Source organism: Mycobacterium sp. 852002-53434_SCH5985345, assembly GCF_001667155.1.
Taxonomy (GTDB): domain Bacteria; phylum Actinomycetota; class Actinomycetes; order Mycobacteriales; family Mycobacteriaceae; genus Mycobacterium.
In genome coordinates, this window is record NZ_LZIE01000024.1 from 65,293 (window position 1) to 83,836 (window position 18,544).

Below are 18,544 nucleotides of genomic sequence, written 5' to 3' on the forward strand. Positions count from 1 at the left end.
TCCAGTCAAGCAGCCGGTAAACCGCCAGCCAATACCCTCGACCGCTATTCGTCGGGGGACCGGCCCGCCCTAGCATCCATCGTCACGACCGAGGCGGCGACCACCGCGAGCGAAATCAGCGCCAGCAGCTGAACATTCGCGGAATGGCCCGCGTAGCCGTCGACCGACCGCCAGGGATGCCGTGACAACATTGCGCCGGCCAGAATGAGCCCACCCGCGCTCAGGACCATCGTGGCGTGGTCCGAGCGCCGGCGGCGCAGCGCGTACCGCAGGCCCAGGGCGCCGCCGACCACCACGACCCCGGCCGCACCGGCGATCACCGCCCCGCAGGCCAGCACCGCGGCCGCCGCCCAGAGTCCCGGCTGCCACGGCTGCGCGGGCGCGTCGTCGGCGCGCCCACGTCGGGTGCGCCACAGCGCGAGCATGGCCAGCAGCGGCAGCAAGGCCAGCCCCAGCCCCAGACCCATCCGGTACGGCGCGTTGGACGGGAAGGTCAGCGTGATGGTGCCGGGGTCTCCCGGCGGCACCACCCAGCCCTGCTGCCACCCGTTGACGGCGACCGGGGTCAGCCGGGCCCCGGTGCTGGTACGCGCCACCCAACCGGGGTTGATGCTTTCCGGGATGACCAACACCCGCGACGTGGTCGACGGCGGAGCCTGCACCTCGCGGCGGTCGGGACCCCACGCCCGCCACACCGGAACCCCGGCGGGGCCGGGCGTGGCGGCGGCCGCGGCAGGCGGGGACAGGTCGACACCGTCGACGACGAACTGGGCCCCCGGGCTGATCAGCAGCTCCTGCTGGCCCGCCGGCAGCGCGATCGGGTCGCGGTCGCACGCCCGCGCCGCTACCGGCTCGTCGTCGAGGAGAGCGCCGACGGTGGTGCGGATCGACGTGTGCACAAACCGGCCCGCGACCGCGATCACCGGGCCGTGGTCGCAGTCGACGGCGATCTCGCGCGTGCGATCACGGGCGGCGTCGGCGGGGGCGATCGGGTTTCCGTCGGCACCGAGCGCCGTCAGCTCGGCCAGCCCCGGGGGCTTGAGCTGGTCGAAACCCAGCGCGTTGCGGTCGATGACGTCTTCCCAGTCCAGCAGGCTGACGGTGACGCTGTCGGTCACCCGAGGATTTAGCGGGAGGGTCTGCGGTTCACCGGGTTTCAACGCGCGCACCTGCGGACCGTCGCCGAGGTTGACCGCCACCATCGTCGGATGGGCGGGCAATGCCGACCGGCTCGGCGCCAGCCGCAGCGCGGTGACCTCGGTGGGCCGCGGCAGGGTGAGCGTCAGCGTGGGCGGGGTCTTGTGTTGCACCACCCGCTGCGGTGCCGTCCATGCCGTGGACGGGTCGCCGTCGGTCGCCGCATACGCCGAGCCGAGGACGTCCACCAGATCGGAGTCGCCCCGCGCCCGGGCGGTGTTCGGCTCGGCGATCAGGTCGGCCAGCTTGGGCCCCTGCCGCGGCCGCACCCACACCAGCGGGGTCACCGACATCGGCGCCGGGACGGTCAGCGTCCGGCTGAGATTGACCGGCTCTTCGGGCGTCAGGGCCATGGACGGCGCGCAGCGCACCCCGTCCGGCGTCGACGCGCAGCCCGGCCTGCCGAGCAGCTCGGAACCCAGGTCCCAGCCCGCGACCGCCGCGCCGGGTGGTGGCCCCGGCACCCGCACGGTGTGCCGCAGGTCGAGCTGGTGGGCGAATCCGGACGCGTCGTACTGGGTGATCGACAAATCGGTGATGCCGAACTGCACGCCGGGGGACCCGTCGTCGGTGCCCGCGGCGGTGATCCGCACCCACGGCGTCTCGCCGTAGGGCAACGCGGCGGCGAGCGGCTTGCCGGGCTCGTCGAACCGCAGGGTGGTGCTGCCGGTGGCCGTCTCGATCAGGATGCGGCGCACCTGCGCGCCGACGGCCGTCGCGCTGGGCGTCAGGGTGATCGCCGCATTGGTCACCGGGTGGTCGAAATCGACCTGCAGCCACTGGCCGACGGCCGATTGCAGCGAGTTGGACACCCACGCCGTCGCCGGGTCGCCGTCGATGGCGGCGACGGGGGAGGTCGCCGGTGCGACATCGGGCATCGCGGTGGAGTCCGACGACGAGCTCGACACGGTGATCCGCCCGCCGCTCCAGGCGCCGACGGCCGGGTCGGCGCCGGGGACGGGGTAGTCGGGCACCCGGTTGTAGGTGTGCCGTGCGTCGCCCGCGGCCCGGATGGCCGACGAATGTTGGTCCACCCGGCCGTAGTCGGTCTCGCGGGCCACTGGGGTGTCGGTGACGGTCACCGTCGGCACCGGCAATCCGGCGCCGCGCGCGTCGGCGGTCAGCAGCGCGGGGCCCAGCGGCGGCTGGCCCTGCAGCCGGCGCCGCTCGTCGAGGCGCAGCAGCGCCTCCGGTCCGCCGTCCACCCGGGGCAACCGGTCGGCGTCGGCGAAGTACGGGGCCCCCGGATCGCCGGCGACCTCCACCCGGTAGATCTGTACGGCCGGGTAGCGCGGACGCAGTCCGCTGTCGGCGACGAAGCCCGCCAGGGTGCCGGGACCCACCGGCTCGCCGAATTGCGCCACCTTCCGCAGCCCCGGGGACCCGTCGACAGCGCGGTGCACCAGGATGGGCCGCGCCGAGCGCGACGTATCCGGGTCCAGGTCGTTGCGCACCACCAGGTACGAAATACCTTGGCGGGCAAGGGTATCGGCCAGGCCGGCCGAGGGGCGCCCGGCGGCGAACAGGCGTTGCACCGAGTCCAGCGCCCGGATGGTTTGCGGCGGAGTCAACGGGATCGAGTCGCGTACGCCCCACGGGCTGTTGCCCAGCACCTGCAACGGCTCGTCATGGCTGGTGCCCCACACCTGCGTGGCGAATGGCGCCCCCGGGGCCACCAGCACCCGGCCGGGAACCGGCGTGCCCGTGTTGTGCTCGCCAAGCCAGTCGGCGGTCTCCTGCCAGTAGCGGGGAATCGCGCTGAAGGTGCCGGGTGGGGTCAGCCGGCCGGTCCACGCCAGCGAGGTGCTCACCATCAGCGCGGTCAGCACGACGATCGCGACCGCCACCCGCCGGTCGCGCTCGGGGTGGGCGAACGCGCGCAGCCACGCCGAGACGGGCTCGCGACCGGGCAGCGGGATCCGGCCCAGCACCTGGGCGATGCCGAGCACGATCGGGATCCGGATCACCGACCCCAGCTTGTGCACGTTGCGCAGCGGCGCGCCGCCGGCGTCCAGGAACGTCTGCACGGCGTGCGCCACCGGCGAGCCCAGCCCGCCGCTGTAACCGGCGGCCATCAACACCACGCCGGCCAGCAGCATCGTCACCAACCGTCCGCGTGCCGGCATGCGGGGGCTGGCCAGTCCGGCCAGCCCCGCCGCCGCGACCAGGCAGGTGGCCAGGACGGCCGCCGAGCCGGTCACCAGCGGGGCGCCGGCGGTGGCGGTCGGCGCCACGTACGGGGTCCAGCTGTCGGTGCCGCGCAGCATCTCGGTCAGCGACGACCATTGCGTTGTCACGCCGGAGGATTCGATGAAGTCCAGGAAGGGCGGGCTGATGGCCCGCAGCATCACCAGCGCCACCACCCACCACAGCATCGCCAGGAACAGCGCCACCAGCCACCACCCGGTGTAGCGCCACCACACCCGGTTCGGCCGGTGGCACGCCCACCAGATCACCGCGGGCAGGCAGCTGGCCAGCGTGGCGATCGCGTTGACCGCCCCCATCAACGCGACGGCGAGACCGGCCTGCGCGGCGAGCGCTCGCACCGACCGGTTGGCGGAAGCGCGCAGGGCCAGGATTGTGGGCAGCAACACCCACGGCGCCAGCATCATCGGCAGGGTTTCCGACGAGATGGACCCCAGGGTGGTCAGCACCCGCGGCGACAGCGCGAACGCGGCGGCGCCGATCACCCGTGACGCGGGGCTGCCGATGCCCAGCGCCTCGGCGACCCGCAACAGCCCCCAGAAGCCGATCGTGAGCAGCAGCGCCCACCACAGCCGTTGCGTGATCCACCCCGGCACGGAGAGCAGATGGCCGATCGCAAAGAAGGTGCCGTGCGGGAACAGGTAGCCGTAGGCCTGGTTCTGCGACTGTCCGAACGGCAGATCGCTGCTCCACAGGTTGGTGGCCCGGGCCAGAAAACGCAGCGGGTTGGCCGTGAGGTCGAGTTTGGTGTCGGGGGAGACCCGGCCGGGGGATTGGCCGAACGTCAGCGCGCAGGCGAGCGCACCGACCAACCACAGCCATCGGCGCGACACGGGCGCGACCGGCAAGCACGGGACCGGCGCACCGGCCGCCGCTATCGCCGCTGAGTCCGCAGGCGGCGATGCACTGCGCCCGGCTTCGCCGCTAGCTACGGTTGCCGTACTCGACCCGGTTGAGCACTGACGACTGCGGATCGCCCCCGGGGAGTGGCGGTTTCGTGTCCTGCTGCACCATCAAAGTCACCCCGAAGATCGCTGCCGCGCCGAGCAACAGACCAACCACCACGCTCGCGGCGGCGGGCGCAATGATCCGGTTCATCGACGGCTCCTAACGGCATCGGGAAAACGTGGTCGGCCTAGCGCCAACCTAGCAGAACGGGGTCGACGGCCCGGAGCGCTCGTCAGGGCAGGCAGTGACCGTGAAAGCACCGATCGCCGTATTGGACCTGATGGGGCGCCAGCGGGTTCGGCGAAAGCGGACGACCGCGCGCCGGTGCCGCGCCATGATCGGCGACGGCCAGTGTGACGCCGACCGTCGTCGCGACACCCACCGACAGACCCACCGCGATGCTGGCCGCCGCGGCCAGGGCAAAACCGGTCAACGCTGGCATCTTGCCCCCTAGCCCCGCTGGCACCAGCCCAGGAGTGCCCCCGCAGCCGAAGAAGAAAACCCCCGACGAAAACCTCGTCGCTCCCCAGATCCGGAGGCCCGGATAGCGCCATGAAAACATGGCCCGATGTCATTTTCGCGCACCTTGGCCGTGCTCGTCTCCGTGTCGGCGTTGCTGGCGGGCTGTGCTCACCACGCCGCCCGGCCACCGGGCCCGTCGACCCCGGCCGGCAAGCCGGCGGCCGCCCCAGCGCCGCCGGCCTGCGGCGACGTCACCACGCTGCCGGTCCGCGACAAGCTGGCCCAGCTGCTAATGGTCGGCGTGAAAAACGCCGACGACGCCCGCTCGGTAGTGGACGGCTACCACGTGGGCGGCATCTTCATCGGCAGCTGGACGGACCTGTCGATCTTCAAAGGCCCGCTGGCCGAGATCGCGGCGAAGGCCGGACCGCTGCCCTTGGCGGTCAGCGTCGACGAGGAGGGCGGCCGGGTGTCGCGGTTGCGGTCGCTGATCGGGGAGGCACCGTCGCCCCGGCAACTGGCCCAGACCCAGACCGTCGCCCAGGTCCACGATCTGGCGGCCGAGCGCGGCAAGAAGATGCGCGAGCTGGGCATCACCATCGACTTCGCGCCCGTCGTCGACGTCACCGATGCCACGAGCGGCGTGATCGGTGACCGCTCGTTCGGGGGCGATCCCAACACGGTCATCGCCTACGCCGGGGCGTACGCACAAGGCCTGCGCGACGCCGGACTGCTGCCGGTGCTCAAGCACTTCCCCGGACACGGGCACGGCTCGGGCGACTCGCACACCGGCGGTGTGGTGACACCGCCGCTCAGTGACCTGCAGAACCTCGACCTGGTGCCGTACCGGACGCTGATCACGGTGGCCCCGGTCGCGGTGATGCTGGGCCACCTGCAGGTCCCCGGGCTGACCGGCGACGACCCGGCCAGCCTGAGCCACGCGGCGGTGCAGCTGCTGCGCGACGGCGTCGGCTACGGCGCTCCACCGTTCAACGGGCCCGTGTTCACCGACGACCTGTCCAGCATGGGCGCCATCTCCGACCGATACGGGGTCGCCGAGGCGGTGCTGCGCACCCTGCAGGCCGGCACCGACGTTGCGCTCTGGGTCACCACCGACGAGGTGCCCGCGGTCCTGGACCGGCTGCAGAAGGCGGTGGCCGCCGGCGAGTTGCCTTCGCAGCGGGTCGATGACGCGCTGACGCGGGTGGCGACGATGAAGGGTCGCAGTCCCGCCTGCGGCCACTAAAGCGTGTGCCGACCCGGCACGGTGCTTACTCTGGAGTCAGATAGACGGGCTAGAGAGGCAAGCGATGGCGGGTGGCACCAAGCGGTTACCGCGCGCTGTCCGCGAGCAACAAATGCTCGACGCCGCGGTGCAGATGTTCTCGGTCAACGGCTACCACGAGACCTCGATGGACGCCATCGCCGCCGAGGCGCAGATCTCCAAGCCGATGCTGTACCTGTACTACGGCTCCAAGGAGGACCTGTTCGGCGCCTGCCTGAACCGGGAGATGGGCCGGTTCATCGACGCGGTTCGCGCGGACATCGACTTCACGCAGAGCCCGAAAGACTTGCTGCGCAACACCATCGTGGCGTTCATGCGCTACATCGACGCCAACCGGGCGTCGTGGATCGTGATGTACACCCAGGCCACCAGCTCGCAGGCGTTCGCGCACATGGTGCGCGAAGGGCGTGAACAGATCATCGAGCTGGTCGCCGGGCTGGTGCGGGCCGGGAGCCGCAGCAGGCGCACCGACCGCGAGCACGAGATGATGGCCGTGGCGCTGGTGGGCGCGGGCGAGGCGATGGCCAACCAGCTCAGCACCGGCGACATCGACGCCGACGAGGCGGCCGAGCTGATGATCAACCTGTTCTGGCACGGGCTGCGGGGCGGTCCGGAGGAGCGGGAGGCCGCCGCCGCGGCGCTGCCCAAGAAGGGCGGCCGCAGCGCGGCCCGGCGCTAGCCCCTACATTCGTCATGTGGCTCGACCGCCCGCCCGCACTGTCGACTTCTTCTGCGCCGTAGTCATCGTCGGGTTGCTGGCCGGGGTCGCGGGGCTGGCGACGACGTTCGTGCTGCGCTTCGTTCAGCACGTCACGTACAACTACACCTTTGGCGCGCTGCTGGTCGGTGTTGCCGGCAGCAGCCCGGTGCGTCGTGTGGTGGGGCCGATGATCGGCGCGGCGTTGGCGGCGGTCGGGTGGTGGATCCTGCGGAGCAGGACGCACGTGCCGGCCCTGGCGGAGACCATCGCGCACCGCGAGCGGATACCGCGGCTCTCCTGGAGCGTCGACGCGATGCTGCAGGTGCTGCTCGTCGGGTCCGGGGCATCCCTCGGCCGGGAGGGTGCGCCGCGTCAATTCGCCGCGGCGCTGGGCGATTTCGGGACGGCTTGGCTCAAGCGGCTATCGCCCCGCGATCGCGAGGTGTTGCTGGCGTGCGCGGCCGGCGCCGGGCTGGGCGCCGTGTACGCGGTCCCGCTTGCCGGTGCGCTGTTCTCGGTGCGGATCCTGCTCAACACCTGGCATCCGCGGGCGGTCGGCGCGGCGTTCATTTCCTCGAGCCTGGCTGTCGCGGTCGGTTCGGCGATCACGCGCGACGAACCCAACCTGCAGTGGCCGATCGGGGAGTCGACGTACCTACTGACCGCGCACGGGCTCCTGCTGGCGCCGCTGACCCTCGCGGTGGGACTGGCGTTCAACCGGCTGATGGCGGCGGCGCGGCCGGCAAGGCAGATGCGGGCCTGGGTGCTGGTCCCCGCGCTCGCCGGGGCCGGGCTCGTGATGGGCATCTGTTCGCATTGGTGGCCCGAGTTGCCCGGCAACGGCCGCAGCATCCTGACCGTCAGCCTGGCCAGCGGCATGACGCTGTTGTCGGCGCTCGCGATTCTGGCCCTGAAACCCTTGCTGACCGCGTTGTTTTTGCGCGCCGGCGGGGCCGGCGGGATGCTGACACCCTCGCTGGCCACCGGCGCGGCCGCCGGTGCGGCGCTGGTGCTGACGATCAACTGGGCGGCCGGGACGCACCTGCACGTGCCGGCGGTGTCACTGGCGGGCGCCGCCGGCGTGCTCGCGGTGACGCAGGGCTCGCCGATCTGGGCGGCCATCTTCGTCTGGGAGCTCGCCCGGCCGCCGTTGTGGTTGTTTCTGCTCTTTTTGCTGACCGCGACCGGTGCCCACGGACTGAAAGTCCTTGCCAAGGGCCGCGGCCCGACGCACTCGGGCTAGCGGGTAGCCACCGAAAGCACTAAAGCGGCCGGACCGTGCCGGTCAGATACGGGTAGCCCTTGGCGATGTTGCGCAGTGAGATGTCCCAGCCGTCATGGCCCTCGTCGATGTAGAGCCCGGCGGTGCCGGGCAGCACCAGCGGTTTGCCGAACCGCACCGAATACTTCACCGCGTCCGGCAACCGGGCCTCGATGTTGGCCAATACCGCTGCCGCGCTGAACATTCCATGCGCGATGACGGTGGGAAAGCCGAACAACTTAGCCGCGATCGGGTTGGTGTGAATCGGGTTGTGATCACCACCGACGACGGCGTAGCGCCGGATCAGGCCGGGGCTGATGCGCACGACGGTGCTGGGCGGGGGCAGCTTGGGCTGCTTCTGCGGCGGCGGCTTGGGCTCGTCGGACAGGCTGGTGCGCTGCTGGTGCAGGAAGGTCGTCACCTGATGCCACGCGGTGTCGTTGCCGACGCTCACATCGGTCACCAGGTCGACCAGCAGACCTTTGCGGTGCTCACGCAGGTTCTCGGCATGCACGTGCACGCCGACGGTCTCGGTGACGGCGATCGGCCGGTACTGCGTGATGTGGTTCTCGACGTGCACCGAACCCATTGCGGCAAAGGGGAAGTCGAATCCGGTCACCAGCGACATCATTGCGGGGAAGGTCAACGCGAACGGGTAGGTGAGCGGCACATTGTTGCCGTAGCGCAGGCCGGTGACCGCCGCGTACTCGGACACATTCGCGCGGTCGATGGGCAGTTCCTCGATGTCGACCGTGCGGGTGGGCAGCTGGTTGCCGCGGGACACCACCGGCAGGGCCCCGGCCGCCGCGCGCAGCATGTTCCTCAGGCCGCTTGGCTGATTCATCGCGTTCTCCTCAGCTATGCGCCCAGCATGGCCTGGCCGCAGACGCGAATGACGTTGCCCGTCAACGCGTTTGACGCCGGGCTGGCGAAGTAGGCAATGGTCTCCGCGACATCGACGGGTTGGCCGCCCTGCAGCAGCGAGTTCATCCGGCGGCCCACCTCGCGGGTTGCCAGGGGGATGGCCGCCGTCATCTGGGTCTCGATGAAACCCGGCGCGACGGCGTTGATCGTGATGCCCTTGGCGTACAGCTCCGGGGCCAGCGCCTGGGTGAGGCCGATCATCCCGGCCTTGGTGGTGGCGTAGTTGGTCTGCCCACGGTTGCCCGCGATGCCGGCCATCGAGGACAATCCGACGATCCGGCCCCCCTCGCCGATGCTGCCGTTGCCTACCAGTCCTTCGGTAAGCCGCAGCGGGGCAAGGAGATTGACGGCCAGGACGGCGTCCCAGCGGGCGTCGTCCATGTTGGCCAACAACTTGTCGCGGGTGATGCCGGCGTTGTTGACCAGCACGTCGGCGCGGCCCCCGTGGTGCTCTCGCAGGTGCTCGGTGATCTTGTCGACGGCGTCCTCGGCAGTCACGTCGAGCCACAACGCGGTGCCCCCGACCCGGCTGGCCGTCTCGGCCAGTGCCTCGGCGGCCGACTCGACGTCGATCGCGACGACGCGGGCGCCGTCGCGGGCGAACACCTCCGCGATGGTCGCGCCGATCCCGCGGGCCGCACCGGTCACGATGGCGACCTTGCCGTCCAGCGGCCGCTCCCAGTCCGCCGGCGGCGTGGAGTCGGCCTCGCCGACGTAGAACACCTGGCCGTCCACATAGGCCGACTTGGCCGACAGGATAAACCGCATCGTCGACTCGCACCCCGTCGCAGCGGGTTTGGCGTCGGGTGAGACATACACCAGCGCCACCGTGGTGCCGTTGCGCAGCTCCTTGCCCAGCGAGCGGGTGAACCCCTCCAACGCGCGCTGCGCGATCCGCTCGTGCGGGCTGGTGGCGGCGTCGGGCGTGGTGCCGACCACCGCGACGCGCGCGGAATGGCCCAGGTTCCGTAGCAGCGGCGTGAAGAACTCATACAACCCCCGGAGACCCTCCGGCGTGGTGATGCCGGTGGCGTCGAACACCAGGCCGCCGAACTGGTCGGCCCAGCGTCCACCGAGGTTGTTGCCCACGAGGTCGTAGTCCTTGTCCAGCGCGGCGCGCAACGGCTCGACGATTCGCCCCTCGCCGCCGATCAGCAGGGAGCCCGCCAGGGGCGGGTCACCGGGCCGGTAGCGGCGCAGCGTCTCGGGCTGCGGGACACCGAGCTGCTTGGCGAGAAACGATCCAGGACCGGAATTGACAACCTGAGAAAACAGATCGGACGAGACCTTGGGAGCCACCGGAGCAACCTTCCATGCGCTTGCGAAGTGGGGGTGTGCCTACTGCCCCACCGTATCGGGGACGAACTTACTTCAGAGTAAGAACAGTGGGTAGTATGGCCCCAGACGGGCATCCCAAAACCGATAGCCGGCAGATACACGGAGAAGACAGTGGCCCCTGCAAGTTCCGAGGCAAGCAACCAGCGCAATTTGCAACGGCGACGCGTCGCCGTGCTGGGCGGCAACCGCATCCCGTTCGCCCGGTCGGACGGCGCCTATGCCGAGGCGTCCAACCAGGACATGCTCACCGCCGCATTGGGCGGGCTGGTGGACCGCTTCGGGCTGGCCGGCGAACGGCTGGGCGCGGTGGTCGGCGGGGCCGTGCTCAAGCACAGCCGTGACTTCAACCTGACCCGCGAATGCGTGCTGGGCTCGGCGCTGTCGTCGTACACGCCGGCGTTCGACCTGCAGCAGGCGTGCGGTACCGGCCTGCAGGCGGCCATCGCCGCGGCCGACGGCATCGCGGCCGGGCGCTACGACGTGGCCGCCGCCGGCGGCGTGGACACCACCTCCGACGCGCCGATCGCGCTGGGCGACAACCTGCGCCGCACCCTGCTCAAGTTGCGCCGTTCCAAGTCCAATGTCCAGCGGCTGAGGCTGGTGGGCACGCTGCCCGCGACCCTGGGCATCCAGATCCCGGTCAACAGCGAGCCGCGCACCGGGCTGTCCATGGGCGAACACCAGGCGATCACCGCCAAGGAGATGGGCATCAAGCGGGTCGACCAGGACGAGCTGGCCGCCGCGAGCCACCGCAACATGGCCGCCGCCTACGATCGGGGCTTCTTCGACGACCTGGTCACCCCGTTCCTCGGGCTCTACCGCGACGACAACCTGCGGCCGGACTCGTCGGCCGAGAAGCTGGCGAAGCTCAAGCCGGTGTTCGGCGTGAAGTCCGGCGACGCGACGATGACGGCCGGCAACTCGACCCCGCTGACCGACGGCGCCTCGGTCGCGCTGCTGGCCAGCGAGGAGTGGGCGGCCGCCCACTCGCTGGCGCCGCTGGCCTTCCTGGTGGACGCGGAGACCGCGGCCGTGGACTACGTCAACGGGCGCGACGGCCTGCTGATGGCGCCCACCTATGCGGTGCCGCGGCTGCTGGCCCGGAACGGCCTGAGCCTGCAGGACTTCGACTTCTACGAGATCCACGAGGCCTTCGCCTCGGTGGTGCTGGCGCACCTGCAGGCGTGGGAGTCGGAGGACTACTGCAAGGAGCGGCTGGGCCTGGACGCTGCGCTCGGGTCGATCGACCGCTCCAAGCTGAACGTCAACGGCTCCTCATTGGCCGCCGGCCACCCCTTCGCCGCCACCGGTGGGCGGATCCTCGCCCAGGCGGCCAAGCAGCTCGCCCAGAAGAGGGCGGAGCAGAAGGGTGGTGCGGGCAAGCCGCTGCGGGCCCTGGTCTCCATCTGCGCCGCGGGTGGCCAGGGCGTGGCCGCGATTTTGGAGGCCTGAGCCGTTCCCGGGGTAGGCCGGTTCATGAGATCGGTCACAGCGGGTTAGTAATTCCGGCGGAGGGGTATCCGAGTGCCCGGATGACCCCGTGTTGTGGTCTGACCCCCCGACCCCGACGGCAATACGGGGCATCCCTGAAACGACCGCCGGTCAGCGCGGACGGGCGTACGAAAAGGGCCGCCGCTGGAGTGAGGGGATCCAGCGGCGGCCTTTTTGTGCCGTTTGTGCGTGAAATACAAAAACCCCGCTCCCATCTGGAAGCGGGGTTTTTGCTCTTGCCTGTCAGAAGGCGGCTTCGTCGAGCTCCATGATCTCGTTGTCCAGCGTCTCGATCACCTCGCGGGTGCTGGCCAACAGCGGCAGGAAGTTCTTCGCGAAGAACGAGGCCACCGCGACCTTGCCCTCGTAGAAGGACCGCTCGTCGCCGCTGGCGCCGGCGTCCAGCGCCTGCACGGCCACCGCGGCCTGCTGTTGCAGCAACCAGCCGATGACCAGGTCGCCGACGCTCATCAGGAAGCGCACCGATCCCAGGCCCACCTTGTAGAGGCTGGTCACGTCCTCCTGCGCCGCCATCAGGTAGCCGGTCAGGGTGGCCGCCATCGCCTGGACGTCGGCCAGGGCCTTCGCCAGCAGCTCGCGCTCGGACTTCAGCCGCCCGTTGCCGGACTCGCTGTCCACGAACTTCTGGATCTCGCCCGACACATGAGCCAGCGCCACACCCTTGTCGCGGATGATCTTCCGGAAGAAGAAGTCCTGCGCCTGGATGGCCGTGGTGCCCTCGTAGAGGGAGTCGATCTTGGCGTCGCGGATGTACTGCTCGATCGGGTAGTCCTGCAGGAAGCCGGACCCACCGAAGGTCTGCAGGCTCTCGGTGAGCTTGGCGTAGGCCTGCTCGGATCCGACGCCCTTGACCACGGGCAACATCAGGTCGTTGACCTTGACGGCCAGCTCGGCGTCCACACCGTGCACCGCCTCGGCAACCGCCGCGTCCTGGTAGGTCGCGGTGTAGAGGTAGAGCGCGCGCAGACCCTCGGCGTAGGCCTTCTGGGTCATCAGCGACCGGCGCACGTCGGGGTGGTGTGTAATCGTCACCCGCGGAGCGGTCTTGTCGGTCATCTGCGTCATGTCGGCGCCCTGCACGCGGGACTTGGCGTACTCCAGCGCGTTCAGGTAGCCGGTCGACAGGGTCGCGATGGCCTTGGTGCCGACCATCATGCGGGCCTGCTCGATGACCTCGAACATCTGCGCGATGCCGTTGTGCACCTCGCCGACCAGCCAGCCCTTGGCGGGCACGTCGTGCTGGCCGAAGGACAGCTCACAAGTGGCCGAAACCTTCAGGCCCATCTTGTGCTCGACGTTGGTCACGAAGACGCCGTTACGCTCGCCCAGCTCGCCCGTCTCGAAGTCGAACAGGAACTTGGGCACAAAGAACAGCGACAGACCCTTGGTACCCGGACCCGCGCCCTCGGGGCGGGCCAGCACCAGGTGGAAGATGTTCTCGAACAGGTCGCCGGAGTCGGCCGAGGTGATGAATCGCTTCACACCCTCGATGTGCCAGGAACCGTCGTCCTGCTTGATCGCCTTGGTCCGCCCGGCGCCGACGTCCGAACCGGCGTCCGGCTCGGTGAGCACCATGGTGGAGCCCCAGCCGCGCTCGGCGCAGATCACGGCCCACTTCCTCTGCTCCTCGGTGCCGAGGTGGTAGAGGATGTTCGCGAAGCCGGCGCCGCCGCCGTACATCCACACGGCGGGGTTTGCTCCCAGCAGGTGCTCGTGCAGCGCCCACACCAGGGCACGAGGCATCGGCATGCCGCCGAGGACCTCGTCGATGCCGACCTTGTCCCAACCGGCCTCGGTGACCGCGCGGACCGACTTCTTGAACGACTCCGGCAGCGTCACCGAGTGGGTCTTCGGGTCGAAGACCGGCGGATTGCGGTCACCCTCGACGAACGACTCGGCGATGGGCCCCTCGGCCAGCCGGCTGATCTCTGACAACATTTCGCGCGCGGTGTCGACGTCCAGATCGCTGTAGTCGCCGGCGCCCAAAGCCTTCTCAACGCCCAAAACCTCGAACAGGTTGAACACCTGGTCACGGACGTTGCTCTTGTAGTGGCTCACTACGGTTTCCTCCTCGTTGAGAATGCCACTTGTGGTTGGGTACTACTTCTAAGTTACCCACCAGTAACACCGCTAAAATATCGCTCCGAGTGAGTTCAACGCAAGTCAATGTGAGCAAGATTCCATCGTCTAATTAACCAACCGGTTGGGGAGCCGATAGGGTGCCTCTGACCTGCGACGATAACGAAACGGATCTCAAACTATGGGATGCATCACCACCCTGCCCGTAGTGGATCTGCGCACGTCGACGGCCCAATTGCGGCGAGGTTTGCGCGAGGCCGCGCATGAGGTGGGCTTCTTCTACCTGACCGGCCATGGCGTGCCCGGCGAGCTCGCCGGCAGGTTGCTGCCGGCGGCGCGCCGGCTGTTCGCGCTGCCCCAGGCCGAGAAGGACGCGGTCGCGATGGTCCACAGCCCGCATTTCCGCGGCTACACCCGGATGGGCGGCGAGCTGACCCGCGGCCAGGTGGACTGGCGGGAGCAGATCGACATCGGACCGGAACGCGCGCCGATCGGGGCGCCCGGCAGGCCCGACTACCTGTGGCTGCAGGGGCCCAACCAGTGGCCGGCCGCGCTGCCCGAACTGCCCGGGATCGTCGACGAATGGGACGCCGCGCTGTCCGCGGTAGCCCGCACCCTGCTCCGGCACTGGGCGGCATCGCTGGGGAGCCCACCGGACGTCTTCGACCCGGCCTTCGCCGAGACGCCCGCCACGCTGATCAAGATCGTGCGCTACCCGCGCAGCGCGGCCACGGCGCAGGGCGTCGGCCCGCACAAAGACTCCGGCGTGCTCACGCTGCTGTTGGCCGAGCCGGGGAGCCGGGGTCTGCAGGTGCGCCGGCCCGGTACTGAGGAATGGATCGACGTGCCGCCCGCCGACGGCGCCTTCGTCGTCAACATCGGCGAGCTGCTGGAGGTGGCGACGGGCGGTTACCTGCGCGCCACCGAGCACCGGGTGAACCTGGAGGAGCAGCCGACGGACCGGATCTCGGTGCCCTACTTCTTCAACCCGCGGCTGGACGCGCGGATCCCGGTGTTGACGCTGCCGCCCGAACTGCGGGCGCGCGCCGGCCGGGTGACCGACCCGTCGGATCCGATCTTCTCCGTCTACGGCCGCAACGCCTGGAAGAGCAGGTTGCGCGCACACCCCGATGTGGCTTCAGCGCACGGACATTCAGCAGGTAGGGTCGGGAACGAGAATCCCGTTCTCGGCTCAAGGGGCGAATGAATTCCGGTGAACTCGAACAAGAACCTGACACCGTCCACACTTCGTGAGGCCTTCGGCCACTTCCCCTCGGGGGTGGTCGCCATCGCCGCCGAAGTCCAGGGAACCCGGGAGGGCCTGGCCGCCAGCACCTTCGTCCCCGTCTCCCTGGATCCGCCGCTTGTGTCGTTCTGCGTGCAGAACACCTCGACGACGTGGCCCAAGCTCAAAGACCTGCCGATGCTGGGCATCAGCGTCCTCGGTGAGGCCCACGACGAGGCCGCCCGCACCCTGGCCGCCAAGACCGGGGACCGGTTCGCCGGTCTGGAGACGGAGTCCAGGGAGAGCGGCGCGGTGTTCATCAAGGGCACCGGTCTCTGGCTGGAAAGCGCGATCGAACAGCTCATCCCGGCCGGGGATCACACGATCGTGGTGCTGCGGGTCAACGAAGTGACGGTGGACGCCGACATCGCACCGATCGTGTTTCACCGCAGCGCATTTCGGCGCCTCGGCGTCTGAACGCGGCTACGGTCGCTTGCTGAGTTCCGCCCGGAAGCCCGCTATCCGCTGCTCGATCTCCTCGGCGTCGTCGGGGCGGCCTTCCTTACGCGCAAGATCGGCGCGTGCGGACAGCTCCCGGATGGCGGTTCGGATTTCGTTGATGCTGGTGGTTTCTCGCATATCTCCCACGCTGCCCTTCGGAGTTTGGGTTCTATGCGGGTACCCGGCGCGCCGGGCGGGCTAACGCCCGGGTCAGCGCCGGAACAACTTGTTGCCCAGCCACACCACCGGGTCGTACTTGCGGTCGGCGACCCGCTCTTTCATCGGGATCAGCGCGTTGTCGGTGATCTTGATGTTTTCCGGGCAGACCTCGGTGCAGCACTTGGTGATGTTGCAGTAGCCCAGCCCGTGCTGCTCCTGGGCCTGGTTGCGCCGGTCCAGCGTGTCCAGCGGGTGCATCTCGAGCTCGGCGATCCGCATCAGGAAGCGGGGGCCGGCGAACGCCTTCTTGTTCTCCTCGTGGTCGCGGACCACGTGGCACACGTTCTGGCACAGGAAGCACTCGATGCACTTACGGAACTCCTGCGAGCGCTGCACGTCGGCCTGCGCCATCCGGTACTCGCCCGGCTGCAGATCCTTCGGCGGCGCGAAGGCGGGGATCTCGCGCGCCTTCTCGTAGTTGAAGGAAACGTCGGTGACCAGGTCCCGGATCACCGGGAACGTCCGCAGCGGCGTCACGGTCACCACCTCGTCCTCGGCGAAGGTCGACATCCGGGTCATGCACAGCAGCCGCGGGACTCCGTTGATCTCGGCCGAGCAGGAGCCACACTTGCCCGCCTTGCAGTTCCACCGCACGGCGAGGTCGGGCGTCTGGGTCTGCTGCAGGCGATGGATGATGTCGAGCACCACCTCGCCCTCGTTGACCTCCACCGTGAAGTCCTGCAGCGCGCCGCTGGCATCGTCACCGCGCCACACGCGCAAGGTCGCGTTGTAGGTCATTAGCCTCTCCGTCCTGGATGCTCGGCCAGCTCGTCGTCGGTGTAGTACTTCTCCAGCTCGGAGATCTCGAAGAGCTCCAGCAGATCGGACCGCATCGGCACCTGCTCCTTGCGGGTGACGCTGATGTCGGGGATCACCTCGTCGCCGCCGGCGGCCTCGCAGACCAGCAGTACCTTGCGCCACCCCGAGTCCATTGCCGGGTGGTCGTCGCGGGTGTGGCCGCCGCGGCTTTCGGTGCGCTCCAGCGCGGCCTTGGCGACGCACTCGCTGACCAGCAGCATGTTGCGCAGGTCGATGGCCAGGTTCCAGCCCGGGTTGTACTGGCGACCGCCCTCCACGTGCATGTTCTTGAATCGCTCGCGAAGCTTGTCGAGCCGCGCGAGGGCCTCGGAGACCTCGTCCGCCTTGCGGATGATGCCCACCAGGTCGTTCATCGACTGCTGCAGCTCCAGCTGCAGCGTGTAGGGGTTCTCCGCCGGGGCGCCGTTGGTCGGTCCCTCGAAGGGGGACAGCGCCCGCTTCGACGCGGTCTCGACGGCCTCCGCCGAGATCGTCGGGCGGCTGCTCAGCGCCCGCACGTAGTCGGCCGCGCCCAGGCCGGCCCGCCGGCCGAAGACCAGCAGGTCCGACAGCGAGTTACCGCCGAGCCGGTTGGAACCGTGCATGCCGCCGGAGCACTCGCCCGCGGCGAACAGGCCGGGGACCGTGGCCGCTCCGGTGTCGGCGTCCACCTCGACGCCGCCCATCACGTAGTGACAGGTGGGTCCGACTTCCATTGGCTCCTTGGTGATGTCGACGCCGGCCAGCTCCTTGAACTGGTGGTACATCGACGGTAGCCGCCGCTTGATCTCCTCGGGCGTCAACCGGGACGCGATGTCGAGGAACACGCCGCCGTGCGGGCTGCCCCGGCCGGCCTTGACCTCGGAGTTGATCGCGCGCGCGACCTCATCGCGGGGCAACAGGTCGGGGGTGCGGCGGGCCGAGTCGTTGTCCTTGAGCCACTGGTCGGCTTCTTGTTCGGTTTCGGCGTACTGGCCTTTGAACACCGGCGGGATGTAGTCGAACATGAACCGCTTGCCCTCGGAGTCCTTCAGCACACCGCCGTCCCCGCGGACACCCTCGGTGACGAGAATCCCCTTCACGCTGGGCGGCCACACCATGCCGGTCGGGTGGAACTGGACGAACTCCATGTTGATCAGCGACGCGCCCGCCCGCAGGGCCAGCGCGTGCCCGTCGCCGGTGTACTCCCAGGAGTTCGAGGTGACCTTGAACGACTTGCCGATGCCGCCGGTGGCGAGCACCACCGCGGGCGCCTCGAACAGGACGAACTGACCCGTCTCGCGCCAGTAGCCGAACGCCCCGGCGATCGCGTCGCCGTCCTTCAGTAGCTCGGTGATGGTGCACTCGGCGAACACCTTGATGCGCGCCTCGTAGTCGCCGAGTTCGGCGTAATCCTCCTGCTGCAGCGAAACGATCTTCTGCTGCATCGTGCGGATCAGTTCCAGGCCGGTGCGGTCGCCGACGTGCGCCAGTCGCGGGTAGGTGTGCCCGCCGAAGTTGCGCTGGCTGATCTTGCCGTCTTTGAGGCGATCGAACAGCGCGCCATAGGTTTCCAGCTCCCAGACGCGGTCCGGCGCCTCCTTGGCATGCAGCTCGGCCATCCGCCAGTTGTTGAGGAACTTCCCACCCCGCATCGTGTCGCCGAAGTGGGTCTTCCAGTTGTCTTTCGGGTTGGTGTTGCCCATCGACGCCGCGCAGCCACCCTCGGCCATGACCGTGTGGGCCTTGCCGAACAGGGACTTACACACCACCGCGACCTTGAGGCCGCGTTCCCGCGCCTCGATGACCGCTCGCAGTCCCGCGCCGCCGGCGCCGATGACGACTACGTCGTAGGCATGCCGTTCGACCTCAACCATGAAAACCCTCGCTATTTCAGATTCTTCTTGAAAA

Annotated in this window: 15 protein-coding genes; 6 read left to right on the forward strand and 9 right to left on the reverse strand. The window is 69.4% G+C overall.

The genetic code is table 11. The annotated features are described in order from the left end of the window. Positions 1–44: 44 nt before the first annotated feature. From A5756_RS03655 to A5756_RS03665, 3 genes are all read right to left on the reverse strand, one after another. Positions 45–4,250: an alpha-(1->3)-arabinofuranosyltransferase gene (locus tag A5756_RS03655; protein ID WP_197505733.1), complete on the reverse strand. Its 4,206-nt coding sequence runs from the start codon at positions 4,248–4,250 to the stop codon at positions 45–47. A gap of 76 nt (positions 4,251–4,326) precedes the next feature. Next, entirely contained in the window at positions 4,327–4,500 is a 174-nt protein-coding gene (locus tag A5756_RS03660; RefSeq protein ID WP_066947240.1) for a DUF2613 domain-containing protein, read from the reverse strand. An 82-nt stretch (positions 4,501–4,582) separates the two neighbouring features. Further along, entirely contained in the window at positions 4,583–4,792 is a 210-nt protein-coding gene (locus A5756_RS03665) for a DUF2613 family protein (protein WP_231989236.1), read from the reverse strand. A 126-nt stretch (positions 4,793–4,918) separates the two neighbouring features. Here A5756_RS03665 and A5756_RS03670 point away from each other — a divergent pair, with 126 nt between their 5' ends. The 3 genes from A5756_RS03670 to A5756_RS03680 all read left to right on the forward strand — a co-directional run bounded on the left by A5756_RS03670 (position 4,919) and on the right by A5756_RS03680 (position 8,040). Then, positions 4,919–6,058, forward strand: coding sequence for a glycoside hydrolase family 3 N-terminal domain-containing protein (locus A5756_RS03670; protein WP_066947248.1), 1,140 nt, complete (start codon positions 4,919–4,921; stop codon positions 6,056–6,058). A 64-nt stretch (positions 6,059–6,122) separates the two neighbouring features. Next, a complete protein-coding gene (locus A5756_RS03675) occupies positions 6,123–6,776 on the forward strand; it encodes a TetR/AcrR family transcriptional regulator (protein WP_066947252.1) in 654 nt (217 codons plus the stop codon). 16 nt (positions 6,777–6,792) lie between these two features. Next, complete coding sequence (locus A5756_RS03680; protein ID WP_066947255.1) at positions 6,793–8,040, forward strand: chloride channel protein; 1,248 nt, start codon at positions 6,793–6,795, stop codon at positions 8,038–8,040. A gap of 19 nt (positions 8,041–8,059) precedes the next feature. Here the strand turns inward: A5756_RS03680 and A5756_RS03685 are convergent, their stop codons facing one another. Together A5756_RS03685 and A5756_RS03690 are read right to left on the reverse strand one after the other, a co-directional pair. Then, on the reverse strand, positions 8,060–8,902 hold the full coding sequence (locus tag A5756_RS03685) for a MaoC/PaaZ C-terminal domain-containing protein (RefSeq protein WP_066947275.1): 843 nt from the start codon (positions 8,900–8,902) through the stop codon (positions 8,060–8,062). A 14-nt stretch (positions 8,903–8,916) separates the two neighbouring features. Then, positions 8,917–10,281: a 3-oxoacyl-ACP reductase gene (locus tag A5756_RS03690; protein WP_066947277.1), complete on the reverse strand. Its 1,365-nt coding sequence runs from the start codon at positions 10,279–10,281 to the stop codon at positions 8,917–8,919. Positions 10,282–10,431: 150 nt separating this feature from the next. On the opposite strand from A5756_RS03690, the gene A5756_RS03695 reads away from it, so the two are divergent. Continuing rightward, positions 10,432–11,772: an acetyl-CoA C-acetyltransferase gene (locus A5756_RS03695; RefSeq protein WP_066947286.1), complete on the forward strand. Its 1,341-nt coding sequence runs from the start codon at positions 10,432–10,434 to the stop codon at positions 11,770–11,772. 282 nt (positions 11,773–12,054) lie between these two features. Here A5756_RS03695 and A5756_RS03700 read toward each other — a convergent pair whose 3' ends face one another. After that, positions 12,055–13,890: an acyl-CoA dehydrogenase gene (locus tag A5756_RS03700; RefSeq protein WP_066947290.1), complete on the reverse strand. Its 1,836-nt coding sequence runs from the start codon at positions 13,888–13,890 to the stop codon at positions 12,055–12,057. 202 nt (positions 13,891–14,092) lie between these two features. Here A5756_RS03700 and A5756_RS03705 point away from each other — a divergent pair, with 202 nt between their 5' ends. Both A5756_RS03705 and A5756_RS03710 read left to right on the forward strand, forming a co-directional pair. Continuing rightward, entirely contained in the window at positions 14,093–15,118 is a 1,026-nt protein-coding gene (locus A5756_RS03705; protein ID WP_066947294.1) for an isopenicillin N synthase family oxygenase, read from the forward strand. A 6-nt stretch (positions 15,119–15,124) separates the two neighbouring features. Further along, positions 15,125–15,613 carry a flavin reductase family protein gene (locus A5756_RS03710; RefSeq protein WP_066947297.1) on the forward strand — a complete coding sequence of 163 codons (489 nt, stop codon included), beginning with the start codon at positions 15,125–15,127 and terminating at the stop codon, positions 15,611–15,613. A gap of 6 nt (positions 15,614–15,619) precedes the next feature. Here the strand turns inward: A5756_RS03710 and A5756_RS26175 are convergent, their stop codons facing one another. The 3 genes from A5756_RS26175 to A5756_RS03720 all read right to left on the reverse strand — a co-directional run bounded on the left by A5756_RS26175 (position 15,620) and on the right by A5756_RS03720 (position 18,510). Next, positions 15,620–15,775 carry a hypothetical protein gene (locus tag A5756_RS26175; RefSeq protein ID WP_197505450.1) on the reverse strand — a complete coding sequence of 52 codons (156 nt, stop codon included), beginning with the start codon at positions 15,773–15,775 and terminating at the stop codon, positions 15,620–15,622. 72 nt (positions 15,776–15,847) lie between these two features. After that, entirely contained in the window at positions 15,848–16,594 is a 747-nt protein-coding gene (locus tag A5756_RS03715; RefSeq protein WP_066947299.1) for a succinate dehydrogenase/fumarate reductase iron-sulfur subunit, read from the reverse strand. After that, a complete protein-coding gene (locus A5756_RS03720) occupies positions 16,594–18,510 on the reverse strand; it encodes a fumarate reductase/succinate dehydrogenase flavoprotein subunit (protein WP_066947301.1) in 1,917 nt (638 codons plus the stop codon). The genes A5756_RS03715 and A5756_RS03720 overlap by 1 nt, the downstream gene beginning before the upstream one ends. Positions 18,511–18,544: the final 34 nt, after the last annotated feature.

Bases quoted from the DNA above. Each gene is read 5' to 3' on its own strand.
- A5756_RS03660 (WP_066947240.1), bottom strand. From the start codon at position 4,500: ATGAACCGGATCATTGCGCCCGCCGCCGCGAGCGTGGTGGTTGGTCTG.
- A5756_RS03665 (WP_231989236.1), bottom strand. From the start codon at position 4,792: ATGCCAGCGTTGACCGGTTTTGCCCTGGCCGCGGCGGCCAGCATCGCG.
- A5756_RS03670 (WP_066947248.1), top strand. From the start codon at position 4,919: ATGTCATTTTCGCGCACCTTGGCCGTGCTCGTCTCCGTGTCGGCGTTG.
- A5756_RS03675 (WP_066947252.1), top strand. From the start codon at position 6,123: ATGGCGGGTGGCACCAAGCGGTTACCGCGCGCTGTCCGCGAGCAACAA.
- A5756_RS03685 (WP_066947275.1), bottom strand. From the start codon at position 8,902: ATGAATCAGCCAAGCGGCCTGAGGAACATGCTGCGCGCGGCGGCCGGG.
- A5756_RS03705 (WP_066947294.1), top strand. From the start codon at position 14,093: ATGGGATGCATCACCACCCTGCCCGTAGTGGATCTGCGCACGTCGACG.
- A5756_RS26175 (WP_197505450.1), bottom strand. From the start codon at position 15,775: ATGCGAGAAACCACCAGCATCAACGAAATCCGAACCGCCATCCGGGAG.
- A5756_RS03715 (WP_066947299.1), bottom strand. From the start codon at position 16,594: ATGACCTACAACGCGACCTTGCGCGTGTGGCGCGGTGACGATGCCAGC.
- A5756_RS03720 (WP_066947301.1), bottom strand. From the start codon at position 18,510: ATGGTTGAGGTCGAACGGCATGCCTACGACGTAGTCGTCATCGGCGCC.